Below are 12,062 nucleotides of genomic sequence, written 5' to 3'. Positions count from 1 at the left end.
CCACCGCAGGGCGTCGTGCACCACCGTGCACACCGGGGCAGCCCCAGCTGTACGCGATGTATATCGGAACCGGCGCCGACGCCCGGGCACAATGACCACGACCGCCCCTATCCCGAGGAGTCCCATGACCGCCGACCGTGAAGCCGCCCTGCTCGCCGAGGTGCCCGACGGGCTCTTCATCGGAGGGGTGTGGCGCCCCGCCTCGGAGGGTCGCACGCTCCGCGTCTTCGACCCCGCCACCGGCGAGGCCGTGAAGACCATCGCCGACGCCTCGGTCGCCGACGGCACGGCCGCACTGGATGCCGCGGTCGCGGCGTTCCCGGAGTGGTCGCGCACCCCGGCGCGCGAGCGCGCCGAGCTGCTGCGTCGCACCTTCGACCTCCTCCAGGAGCGCAAGGAGGACATCGCGCTCCTCATGACGATCGAGATGGGAAAGCCCCTCGCCGAGGCGCGGGGCGAGGTCGTCTACGGCGGGGAGTTCATCCGCTGGTTCAGTGAGGAGGCCGCTCACGTGCAGGGCCGCTACGGAGCGAACCCCGAGGGCACCGGGCGCATGATCGTCTCGCAGCACCCGGTGGGTCCCTGCTACCTCATCACCCCGTGGAACTTCCCCCTCGCCATGGCCACCCGCAAGATCGCGCCGGCGCTCGCGGCCGGTTGCACCGTGGTCATCAAGCCCGCCGAGCTCACCCCGCTCACGACGCTGTTCTTCGTCAAACTGCTCGAGGAGGCGGGGCTTCCGGCGGGTGTCGTGAACGTCCTCACCACGTCGAGCTCGGGGAAGGTGTCCGAGCCGATCATCCGCGACCCGCGGCTGCGGAAGCTCTCCTTCACCGGGTCGACCCCGGTGGGGCAGCGGCTACTCGAGCAGGCCGCGGAGGGCGTCCTCCGCACCTCGATGGAGCTCGGCGGCAACGCACCCTTCGTCGTCTTCGACGACGCCGACCTCGATAAGGCCGTCGACGGTGCGATGGCAGCGAAATTCCGCAACATCGGCCAGGCCTGCACTGCCGCGAACCGCTTCATCGTGCATCGCTCCGTCGCCGACGAGTTCGCACGGCGCGTCACCGAGCGGGTGCAGAACTTCCGGATCGGTCGCGGCACCGAGGACGGCGTCACGATCGGTCCGCTCATCGACGATCGCGCGGTGGCCAAGGCCGCCGCGCTCGTCGAGGATGCCGTCGGCCGCGGCGCGCAGCTGCGCACCGGCGGCAAGGCCGTCGACGGGCCCGGCACGTTCTACGAGCCCACGGTGGTCTCGGACGTGCGGCCAGGCAGCGACATCCTGCGCGAGGAGATCTTCGGACCGGTGCTCGCGATCATCCCGTTCGACGACGAGGACGACGCGGTGCGCATCGCCAACGACACCGAGTACGGCCTGGTGTCGTACGTCTACACCGAGAACCTCGCCCGCGGGCAGCGCATGATCGAGCGGCTCGAGACCGGGATGATGGGCCTGAACATGGGGGTCGTCTCCAACGCCGCCGCCCCGTTCGGCGGGTGGAAGTTCTCCGGCCTCGGCCGCGAGGGCGGCGCCGAGGGCATCCACGAGTACCTGCAGACGAAGTACACCCTCACTCCGAACCCGTTCGCCTGAGACGCGGCGAGGCGCCGGGTGACGGGTGCCTCCGCCCTGGGCGAACGACGGCGCCGAGGCCGTGTGGGCGGCGCACACTGAACGCATGTCGGACGACGCCGCTCTGGATGCCTACTCGACCGTCGTGGTGAGGGTCGCCGAGACCATGCTCCCCTCGGTCGCGGCCGTCGAGGTGCGCTCGCGACGGGGTGCCGGGGCGGGGAGCGCCTCGGTGATCTCCGACACCGGGCTGCTGCTGACGAGCGCCCACGTGGTCGACGGGGCCGTGTCGGTGTCGGCGAGCTTCGCCGACGGTACGGCGGTCGCCGCCGACATCCTCGGAACCGATCCGCTGTCCGACCTCGCCGTCCTTCAGGCCCGCGATCGCACTCCTCCCGTGCTTCCGCTCGGAGACGCCGCCGGACTCCGCGTCGGCCAGCTCGTGGTCGCCCTCGGCAATCCGCGGGGCCTTGCGGGAAGCGTCTCGGCGGGGATCGTCTCGGCGCTCGGCCGGTCGCTGCCGACCCGGGCAGGGCGGGTGATCGACGAGGTGATCCAGACCGATGCCGCACTCAACCCCGGTTCGAGCGGCGGGGTCCTCGCCGACAGTTCCGGGCGCATCGTGGGGGTGAACACCGCGGTCGCCGGGGTCGGTCTGGGGCTTGCCGTACCCATCAACACCACCACCCGCGAGATCATCGACGCCCTCGCGCGCGAGGGCCGGTTCCGGCGGGCCTGGCTCGGTATCTCGGGCACCCAGGTCGCCCTGCCCGCCGACGTGGCGGAGCGGGCGGGCGCCACCTCGGGAATGCAGGTCGCCGACGTGATCCCGGGCAGTCCCGCGGCGCGCGCCGGCGCCCGCCCGGGCGACATCGTCCTGACCTTCGACGGCGCGCCGGTGCGGACGGCCACCGACCTCCAGCGCGCGATGGTCGAGGCGGCGATCGGCCGCCGCATGGAGCTCACGGTCTGGCGGCGAGGCGCACTGGTCGACATCGTCGTCGAGCCGGAGGAACTCGTCGCCCGCGACTGACCGCGCTCGGCCGCGTGTGTCGGCCCCGCATCCCGCGCCCCGCGGCTCGCCTTTGCCCGGCCCCCGACGAATTTCCCCGCAACGGCCCCCGGTGTTCCTGGCGACGGTAGCGTTCCCCTGAAACACGAAATCAGGTGCGAGTCCTCGCCTTCTGGCACCGAACCGTCGACACCCTGGAGTGATGTCATGACGCTTTCCCGCCGAGGATTCCTTTTGGGTGCCGCCGGTGCGGTCGGGCTTCCGATCCTGCTCGCCGGCTGCGGGTTCGTCCCCCAGAGCACGCCCACCCAGCGCACCGGGACCCTGACGTTCACGACGTGGGGAACCGACGCCGAGCTGGCAGGCTTCCGCAGCGCCATCGCCGCCTTCGAGGCGGCGAACCCGGGCCAGACCGTGACGCTGAACGCGGTGCCGTACGAGCAGATGTTCTCCAACATCGATGCGCAGCTGCAGGCGGGGAACCCGCCCGACATCTTCCGCGTGCCCTACTACACGTTCGGCGCCTACGCGGGCCGGGGCCAGCTGCTGGATCTCACGTCATTGCTGTCGTCGGATCGGCAGGCCCAGTTCACCGAGCCGGCGTGGGCGGCTGTCCAGAACCAGGGCGCGGTGTTCGGCCTGCCGCACCACACCGACACCTCGGCCATCCTGGTGAACCTCGACATGCTGGCATCCGTCGGGATCACCGAGGTGCCCACGAGCATCGACGACGCCTGGACCTGGGAGGAGTTGACCGCTCTCGGCGAGCAGCTGCGCGGCTCGCTCCCCGCCGACCGGTACCCGTGGGCGTACAACTGGCAGGGCAACGGCGTGACCCGCTGGCTCAGCCTCCTTTTCCAGGCCGATGGGGCCTTCCTCGAGGCCGACCAGGTGACGCCCGCCATCGACTCGGACGCGGCGCGCAGGGCCGTGGAGTTCTCGAGCTCGTTCTTCCGCAACGGGTTCGTTCCCGACAACAACACCATCGGCTCCTCCAGCTACGCCAGCGAATCGTGGTTCTCGCAGTCGGTCGCGATGGTGTGGTCGGGGGCGTTCCAGATCCCGGATGCCGACAGCACCGCCGCCTTCGAATGGACGGCGACCTTCGCCCCCCGCGACGTCCGCGGCGGCGGCGACTTCGGCGGCAATGCGCTCGTGGCCACGGCCGACACCGCGCAGCCGGAGCTCGCCGCGGCCTTTCTGGAGTTCATGACCGATGCCGAGCAGATGCGGTCGTTCTGCCAGACCGCGTCGCTCCTGCCGACCCGGGGCGATCTCCTCAACGACGACCTCCTCTTCGACGTCCGGCCCGAGCTGGCACCCGTCTTCGCCGCGCAGGCGGGCGTCGTGCAGCCGCAGGATGTCGCGCAGGTGGCCTCGCCGTCGATGTCGGCGATCATCCCGGTGCTCCAGGAGCAGCTCGACCTCGCCTTCACCGGCGCGCAGGATCCGGCCACGACGGTCGAGAACCTGCAGACCGGAATCGCCGCGGCCACCGGGGCGTGAGGGTGGCGCGCCCGCGGCGGGCGGGAGCGCGGAAAGAGGCGGCGGCCGCCTACGCGTTCATCGCGCCCAACTACCTGCTCCTGCTGATCTTCGTCCTCATCCCTCTCGTGGGTGCGCTGCTGGTGAGCCTGCAACGCACCGACGGCTTCGGCGAGGGCACCTTCACCGGGCTCGACAACTACGCGCGGCTCGCCTCCGATCCGCTGTTCTGGCGGTCGCTCGCCAACACCGTGGTCTTCACCCTGATCGTGACACCGGTGTCGATGGCGATCGGCCTGTTCTCGGCCGTGATGCTCAACGCAGCGCTCCCCGCCCGCGGTGTGCTGAGGTCGCTGCTCATCCTGCCGATGGCGGTCTCCGGCGTGGCCACCGGGCTCATCGGCGTGCTGATCTTCGACCAGAACTCCGGTGCCCTCAACCGGATCGCCGAGGTGCTCGGCCTTCCCTCGGTGGACTGGCAGTCTCAGCCGATCCCGGCCTTCGCGTCGATCGTCATCGCCACCGTGTGGTGGCGCACGGGCTTCAACATGCTCATCTACCTCGCGGGCCTGCAGGGCCTCGGTCCTGACCTGTACGAGGCTGCCCGCCTGGACGGTGCGAACGCCCTCCAGCGGTTCTTCGCCGTCACCGTGCCGCTCCTCGGCCCGACGACGTTCTTCCTCACCGTGCTCAACGTCATCTACTCGTTCCAGGTGTTCGACCTCGTGTTCGTCCTGACCGGCGGGGGCCCGGGCGGGGCGACCTCGGTACTGGTGACCTACGCCTACGAGACGGGCTTCGTCACGCGCGATCAGGGCTACGCCGCCGCGATCGGCATGGTCCTCTTCGTCTTCGCCCTCGTCTTCGCCGCCGCGCAGTGGCGTGCGAGCCGCACGAGGGACCTGGTCGAATGAGCGCCCGCACCCGCCTCTCGGCGCGCGGCGCGACCGCCGCGCGCACGGTCGTCGTACTCGTCATCGGGCTCGTGACGATCTCGCCGCTGTACTGGATGGTCGCCGTCGCCTTCTCGACCCGCTCCGAACTGCTCGGGGGCGGCGAGTTCCGTCCGTGGCCGCGAGAGGTCACCCTGGACAACTTCGTTCGCGTGTTCGAGTCGTTCCCCGTGGCGACCTGGTTCGGAAACTCCGTGGCGATCTCGCTCGTGGTCACCGCGCTGTCGACGATCACGAGCCTCCTCGCCGGCTACGCGTTCGCCCAGCTGCGGTTCCCGGGCTCCACCGTGCTCTTCTTCATCGCCCTGGCCACCCTCGTGCTGCCCGTCCAGGTGATCATCGTGTCTCTCTTCCGCCTCATCACGGGCCTCGGTCTGTACGGCACGTACTGGGGAGTGATCCTCCCGAGTGCGGCGACGGCCTTCGGCCTCTTCCTGGCACGGCAGTTCATGCTGGGGATCCCGCGCGAGCTCATCGAGGCCGCACGGCTGGACGGTGCCACCCACCTGCAGACCTTCCGCCGGATCATCCTGCCGATGTCCCGGCCCCTCATCGCGGTGCTGGTGTTCATGGGGCTCCTGCAGTCGTGGAACGACTTCGCCTGGCCGCTCATCGCGCTCCGCGACAATGAGCTCTTCACCCTCCCCATCGGACTGCTGTTCCTCCAGGGGCAGGCGGGTAGCGACTACGGAGCGACGATGGCCTTCGCCCTCGTGAACGTGGTACCCATCGCGCTGGTGTTCCTCTTCTTCCAGCGCTACTTCATCGCCGGATTCGCCCGGAGCGGCATCCGGTAGCCCTGGCGCCCGGCGCCGGGCAGAATGGACAGGGTGGACCGGCCCCTCGGACGGAGGCTGACCTCCCATCGGCTCGGCGCACCCGCGCGCGACGCGATCACGGCGGCCGAGCACATGCTCGCCGTCCAGGCGCAGGATTTCGTCGGAGGGCGCTGGGCGCTCGCGGTGCGGACGCAGGGGGAGCCCACCCTCGCTGCGCTCGACGGGCTGTTCGACGCCGGTCTGCTCATCCGCTCCTGGACGATGCGCGGGACGCTCCACATCGTGCCGGCGGCGGATCTCCGGTGGATCCTGCGGGCGACCGGCGATCGACAGCTGGCGCGCGCGACTCCGGTGCTGCGCCGGGAGGGCGTGGACGAGACGGTCCTCGAGCAGGCCGGAGTCGCCGCTCGGAAGGCGCTCGCGGACGCGCGCCGGATGACCCGTGCCGACCTGTTCGCCGTGTGGGACGCGGCAGGCATCCCGACGACCGGCCAGCGGGGCTACCACCTGCTGTCCGCGCTCGCCGTGCGGGGTGTGCTGTGCCTGGGGCCGCTGCAGGACCGGCCGAGCGGCGCGGGGCGGGAGCAGACCGTCGTCCTCGTCGAGGATCTCGACACGGCGTCCGCCGACCCCGCCGACCCGGTCGTCGAGCTCGTCGTCCGCTACCTCCGAGGTCACGGACCCGCCACCGCGCGGGATGCCGCCTGGTGGACGGGGCTGTCGCTCACGGTCGTCCGTGAGGCGATCGGACGCGCCGAAGGCCGGGTCGCCGTCTGGCGGGACGGCGCCGACCCCCTGTACATCGACCCCGATCCTCCTCCGTCCGCTCCGAGTCCCCGGGTGTTCGCCCTGCCGCCCTTCGACGAGTACTACCTCTCGTACGACGATCGGTCGATCGCCTGCGCAACGGCGCACCTCGACCGGGTCGGGCCGTCGAAGAACGGCATGGTGCGTGCGGTGATCGTCGCCGGTGGCCGGGTCGCCGGGCTGTGGGTCCCCGCGCGCGGCGCGAAGGGCATCGAGCTGCTGGACGCCGACCTGCTGACCGCGGCCGAGGCGCGCGCGGCCGTCGACCGATTCACCGCGTTCCGCGCGGCGTGAGCGGTCGCTCGCGGCCTCTGCATGCCACACTGTGGCCGTGACGACAGCCGGCGCAGGGGAGCGGATGCGGCGACGCCGCGTCATCCGGATCATCGCCGTCCTGGTGACGAGCGCCCTGGTGTACGCCCTGGTCGTCGCCCTCTACGCCGCCAACAGTCGGACGGCCCTCGGTGCGCCCTGCCCGGATGCCGGACCCGACGGCGCGCTGGTGCTCTCCCTTTCGCCCGAGAGGGTGGATGCCGTCGGCAACCGGATCGTCGCGACGCTCGACGTGGAGGACTTCGGTGAGGTCGCCGACCCTGCGACCGGACTGCTCGCCGACCCGCTCGTGCTGCTCGTGCAGGGGACGGCGGGGGAGCGTTCGGTCACGCTCGAGCCCGACCAGCTCCCGCCGTCGATCGCGCTCGACCTCATCACCGAGGGCGCCGTGGAGCAGTGGCCCTTCGACGCGCACCGGGCCGACTTCGCCATCGTCGCCCTCAGCGTGGCGGGATCGGGGGAGCGGGCCGTGCCGATCTTCCTGTGCGGCACGGCGCGGGTGCCGGGGTGGACCTTCGCGTCGGCCGAGCTGCCGGGGAGTGACGACCTGGTGGTCGACGGGGTGCCGGTGGCGCAGGTGCAGATCGTCGCCTCGCGGGCGGCGGCCACGATCGCGTTCGGCATCGTCCTGCTCGTGCTGATGATCGTCCTCCCCGTGCTCGCCCTGACCGTGGCGATCGCGGTGCGGCGCGGTCGTCGGCGGGCCGAGGCGACCCTGCTCAGCTGGATCGCCGCGATGCTCTTCGCCACGATTCCGTTGCGGACCTTCCTTCCCGGGTCGCCCCCGATCGGGTCGTGGGTGGACTTCCTCATCGTGCTCTGGGTGGTCGCCGGGCTCGTGGCCGCTCTCGTCGTGTACGTGCTCGGGTGGATGGCGTGGTCGGCGCCCGGCCCGGCGGCGGTCGGCGAGGCGGCGGACTCCCCGACCGTCGGCGGCGGTCTCGGCGACGGCAGCGCGGCGCCGTCGGACTGACTACTCCGCGGGGGAGTGACGTTCGAGGAAGGCGTACACCTCGGTGTCGTCCACCCCCGGGAACGCGCCGCGCGGCAGGGGCGAGAACATGTGCTGGTGCACCCGCGCGCTCGGCCAGGCCTTACCGCTCCAGCGTGTGGCGACGTCGGCGGGCGGGCGACGGCAGCACGACTCGTCGGGACAGGTGGACGTCGCCCGGGTGGACGTCTCGCGGCCGCGGAACCACTTGGCGTCGTCGAAGGGCACGCCGACGGTGATCGAGAACTCCCCGTCGCCGGTCACGCCCGTCTGCGTGGAGCACCAGAAGGTGCCTGCCGGGGTGTCGGTGTACTGGTAGTGCTCGGTCGTGCGGTTCTGCTCCTCGAACGCCGAGCGCGCCGACCACTGCCGGCACACGATCTGTCCCTCGACCGACCCCGTGACATCCATCGGAACGGGGAGGTCGTCGTTCTCGTAGACGCGGGAGATCCCGCCGTTGCCGTCCACGCGCAGGAAGTGGAGGCGGATCCCGAGGTGGTGGGTGAGGAGGTTCGTGAGGCGCATCGCCGCGGCCTCGTGCGTGACACCGAACGCGTCGCGGAAGTCTTCGACGGCGAGGTTGCGGTCCTTCTTCGCCTGCTGGAGGAACGACACCGCGGCGGTCTCGGGCATGAGGCAGCACGCGGCGTAGTAGTTGATCTCCAGACGCTGCTGCAGGAAGTCGGCGTAGTCGGTGGGGCGCTCATGACCCAGCAGCCGGTGGGCCATCGCCTGCAGGGCCATCGAGCGCAGTCCGTGCCCGCCGGGGATGGAGGCGGGCGGCAGGTAGATGCGGCCGTGCTCAAGGTCGGTGACCGAGCGCGCGGAATGCGGCAGATCGTTGACGTAGATCAGCTCGAAGCCGAGCTGCTCGGCCATGATGCTCACGGTGCGGTGGGTGAGGGCCCCCGAGACGTGGCCGGCGGCCTTCAGCTGCTTCTCAGCGAGCCGCTCGATGTCGGGGAGATAGTTGTCGGCGTCCCGCATCCGCACCCGCAGCTCGGTGTTGGCCCGGCGGGCCTCCTCGGGCGTGGCGATCGCCTCGCGCTCGCGACGCTGCAGCTCGCGATGCAGGGCGAGGACCGACTCGAGCGTCTCGTCGGTCATCGACTTCGTGACCCTGATCGGTGCGACGCCGAGCTGGCGGAACACCGGACTCGCCTGCGCCTGGGCGAGCTCGATCTCGAGCGCCGCCCGCCGGTTGGGTGGCTCGGTGGAGAGCAGGTCGGTGACCTCGACTCCAGTGGCCCCGGCGATCGCCTGCAGCAGCGACAGCTTGGGCTCGCGCTTGCCGTTCTCGATGAGGCTCAGCTGGCTGCCGGCGACGCCGACCTGCTCGCCGAGCTCGTCCAGCGTCAGACCGCGGGCGACGCGGTGGTGCCGGATGCGGTGGCCGAGCGTCGTCAGATGCAGCGGTGCGGACGAGGTCGCGGTGGGAAGCGCCATGATCTTGAGGATAGCGAAAGAATCAATGTTCTTGCGCCGAAGATGCTCATAAACCCGCTGTCATGCAGAGCCATAGTGGAGGAACACCAGGTTTCACGCCGACCTCAGGGAGCATTCATGGCTATCGCCGACATCTTCTCGCGCACCACGTCCGACGCCGCCGTCGCCGGAGGCTCCCGCGTCTACGGCGCCCGGCCGACGATCATGGGCGACGGGATGGCGGAGCTGGAGGCATGGGTGGAGGAGATCGCCACGCTGACCCAGCCCGACCGCATCCACTGGGTCGACGGGTCGCGCGGAGAGAACGATGCACTCCTGCGCCAGATGGTCGACGAGGGGAAGCTCATCAAGCTCAACCCCGAGTGGCGCCCGGGCTCGTACCTTGCCCGTTCGCACCCGAGCGACGTCGCGCGCACCGAGGCGCGCACCTTCATCGCCTCCGAGCTCGAAGAGGACGCCGGCCCGACGAACAACTGGGCGCCGCCGGCAGAGATCCGCGCCACGATCACGCCGCTGTTCGAGGGATCGATGCGCGGGCGCACCATGTACGTCGTGCCCTTCTCGATGGGGCCGGTCGGCGGTCCGCTGTCGCACATCGGGGTTCAGGTGACCGACAGCGCCTACGCCGTGGCATCCATCGGCATCATGACCCGCGTCGGGACGGCGGTGCTGCGCGAGATCGCCGCGGGCAAGCCGTGGGTCAAGACGGTCCACTCGGTCGGCGCCCCGCTGAAGCCCGGCGAGCCCGACGCGGCGTGGCCCTGCAACGACGAGAAGTACATCGTCCACTTCCCCGACACCCTCGAGGTCTGGTCGTTCGGCTCCGGCTACGGCGGGAACGCCATCCTGGCGAAGAAGTGCTTCGCGCTGCGAATCGCCTCGGTGATCGGGCGCGACGAGGGCTGGCTCGCCGAGCACATGCTGCTCATCCGCGTCATCGATCCGGCCGGGCGGGCCTACCACGTCGCCGCGGCGTTCCCATCGGCCTGCGGCAAGACGAACCTGGCGATGCTGCGCCCCACCATCCCCGGATGGCGCGTGGAGACGCTCGGCGACGACATCGCCTGGCTCCGCCCGGGTGAGGACGGACGCCTCTGGGCGATCAACCCCGAGGCGGGCTTCTTCGGTGTCGCCCCGGGTACGGGCGAGTCGACCAACGTCACGGCCGTCGAGACCCTGTGGGGCAACACGATCTTCACCAACGTCGCGCTCCGTCCCGACGGCGACGTCTGGTGGGAGGGCCTGACCGACACCCCGCCCGCCGAGCTCACCGACTGGGAGGGCAACCTCTGGACGCCCGAGAGCGGCCGGCCCGCGGCGCACCCGAACTCGCGCTTCACCGTCGGGGCGGCCCAGTGCCCGCAGATCGCCGAGGACTGGGATGCGCCGCAGGGCGTGCCGCTGGACGCGATCCTCTTCGGCGGGCGCCGCGCCACCAATGTTCCGCTCGTGGTCGAGGCGACCGACTGGACGCACGGGGTCTTCATGGGCTCGACGATCTCGTCCGAGCGCACCGCCGCGGCGGAGGGCACGGTCGGCGAGCTGCGGCGCGATCCCTTCGCCATGCTTCCCTTCTGCGGGTACAACATGGCCGACTACTTCGGCCACTGGCTGCAGGTCGGGCAGAAGCTCCGCTTCGACCGCGCGCCGCGCATCTTCCAGGTCAACTGGTTCCGGAAGGGCCCGGACGGCCGGTTCCTGTGGCCCGGCTTCGGCGACAACGCCCGGGTCGTCGACTGGATCATCCGTCGCATCGAGGGCGAGGTCCCCGCGGTCGAGAGCCCCGTCGGGCGCCTGCCCCGCATCGAGGATCTGGATGTCGAGGGCACCGAGGTCTCGGACGAGGACCTGCAGCGCCTCTTCGCGATCGACCCTCAGTCGTGGCTGAAGGAAGCCGACCTGACGGAGGAGTTCTTCCGCACCTTCGAGGGGCGGATCCCCCCGGCGCTGTACGCCGAGCTCGCGGCCCTCCGCTACCGGCTGCAGCGCGTCTGAGTCGGCGCCCGCCGACGGATCAGCGGGGGAGGTGTTCGGCGACCTCGTAGAACAGGTGCACGACCTGACGGCCTTCGACGACACGACTCTGCCGGAGGCGCACGGGTGAGCCATCGAGTTCGTCGAAGAGTCGGATCCCCTCACCGAGGAGCACCGGGACGAGGTGGATCCACAACTCATCGAGCAGCCCCGCTCGCAGGCATTGCATCGCGATGTCGCCGCCCGCGACTCCGACGGGTCTGCCGTACCGCGCGGCGGCTTTCGCCTGAGCGATCGCGCTTTCTACACCGTCGGTGACGAAGACGAACGGTGAATCCCGGTCCTTCCACTCGTCGGGTATCCGATGCGTCACGATGAAACTCGGTATCCCCATGGGGTCATCGCCTCCCCACGCCTGCGCGTCATCGAAGGTGACGCGGCCCGTGACGTTGGCGCCGAGCTCGAAGGCGTCGCGCACGATAGGCGCGCTCGCCGCGTCGACGTGGAACGTCAGCTCGATGTTGGGCATCGTGACCGCCACGTCACCCCCCTCGTACCAGGCGTGAACCTCATCCGTCGAGTGATCCGGCGTCGCGACGAAACCGTCCAGCGACATGGACATCTCGACGACGACCTTCGGCTCGCTTCCGCTCATCGTCGAACCCCCGACGTCCTCATCGCAGCATGGGTGGGCCCCTCGACCCCT

Annotated in this window: 10 protein-coding genes; 8 read left to right on the top strand and 2 right to left on the bottom strand. The window is 70.6% G+C overall.

Annotated elements, in window-relative coordinates:
• Nucleotides 1-124: 124 nt before the first annotated feature.
• The 7 genes from T9R20_RS12740 to T9R20_RS12710 all read left to right on the top strand — a co-directional run bounded on the left by T9R20_RS12740 (nucleotide 125) and on the right by T9R20_RS12710 (nucleotide 7,918).
• The gene (locus T9R20_RS12740; RefSeq protein WP_322409678.1) at nucleotides 125-1,597 is read left to right on the top strand and encodes an NAD-dependent succinate-semialdehyde dehydrogenase; all 1,473 of its coding nucleotides are present in this window, start codon (nucleotides 125-127) and stop codon (nucleotides 1,595-1,597) included.
• 85 nt (nucleotides 1,598-1,682) lie between these two features.
• Nucleotides 1,683-2,609 carry a S1C family serine protease gene (locus T9R20_RS12735; RefSeq protein WP_322409677.1) on the top strand — a complete coding sequence of 309 codons (927 nt, stop codon included), beginning with the start codon at nucleotides 1,683-1,685 and terminating at the stop codon, nucleotides 2,607-2,609.
• Nucleotides 2,610-2,795: 186 nt separating this feature from the next.
• Nucleotides 2,796-4,094 carry a sugar ABC transporter substrate-binding protein gene (locus T9R20_RS12730; protein ID WP_322409676.1) on the top strand — a complete coding sequence of 433 codons (1,299 nt, stop codon included), beginning with the start codon at nucleotides 2,796-2,798 and terminating at the stop codon, nucleotides 4,092-4,094.
• 2 nt (nucleotides 4,095-4,096) lie between these two features.
• Entirely contained in the window at nucleotides 4,097-4,987 is an 891-nt protein-coding gene (locus T9R20_RS12725; RefSeq protein WP_322409675.1) for a sugar ABC transporter permease, read from the top strand.
• Nucleotides 4,984-5,823, top strand: coding sequence for a carbohydrate ABC transporter permease (locus tag T9R20_RS12720; RefSeq protein WP_322409674.1), 840 nt, complete (start codon nucleotides 4,984-4,986; stop codon nucleotides 5,821-5,823). The genes T9R20_RS12725 and T9R20_RS12720 overlap by 4 nt, the downstream gene beginning before the upstream one ends.
• 33 nt (nucleotides 5,824-5,856) lie before the next feature.
• The gene (locus T9R20_RS12715; protein ID WP_322409673.1) at nucleotides 5,857-6,906 is read left to right on the top strand and encodes a winged helix DNA-binding domain-containing protein; all 1,050 of its coding nucleotides are present in this window, start codon (nucleotides 5,857-5,859) and stop codon (nucleotides 6,904-6,906) included.
• A 37-nt stretch (nucleotides 6,907-6,943) separates the two neighbouring features.
• A complete protein-coding gene (locus T9R20_RS12710) occupies nucleotides 6,944-7,918 on the top strand; it encodes a DUF4436 family protein (protein WP_322409672.1) in 975 nt (324 codons plus the stop codon).
• Here T9R20_RS12710 and T9R20_RS12705 read toward each other — a convergent pair whose 3' ends face one another.
• Nucleotides 7,919-9,382 (bottom strand): helix-turn-helix domain-containing protein, encoded by a 1,464-nt coding sequence (locus T9R20_RS12705; protein WP_322409671.1) that lies wholly within the window; start codon nucleotides 9,380-9,382, stop codon nucleotides 7,919-7,921.
• A gap of 117 nt (nucleotides 9,383-9,499) precedes the next feature.
• Between T9R20_RS12705 and T9R20_RS12700 the strand changes: the two genes are divergently transcribed.
• The gene (locus tag T9R20_RS12700; protein ID WP_322409670.1) at nucleotides 9,500-11,377 is read left to right on the top strand and encodes a phosphoenolpyruvate carboxykinase (GTP); all 1,878 of its coding nucleotides are present in this window, start codon (nucleotides 9,500-9,502) and stop codon (nucleotides 11,375-11,377) included.
• A 19-nt stretch (nucleotides 11,378-11,396) separates the two neighbouring features.
• Here the strand turns inward: T9R20_RS12700 and T9R20_RS12695 are convergent, their stop codons facing one another.
• Nucleotides 11,397-12,011 (bottom strand): dihydrofolate reductase family protein, encoded by a 615-nt coding sequence (locus T9R20_RS12695; RefSeq protein WP_322409669.1) that lies wholly within the window; start codon nucleotides 12,009-12,011, stop codon nucleotides 11,397-11,399.
• Between the last annotated feature and the right edge of the window lie 51 nt (nucleotides 12,012-12,062).

It is taken from the genome of Microbacterium invictum (assembly GCF_034421375.1).
Taxonomy (GTDB): Bacteria; Actinomycetota; Actinomycetes; order Actinomycetales; family Microbacteriaceae; genus Microbacterium; species Microbacterium invictum_A.
Note: the sequence above shows the minus strand (reverse complement) of the source record. Positions and strands in the feature narration are given on the sequence as shown.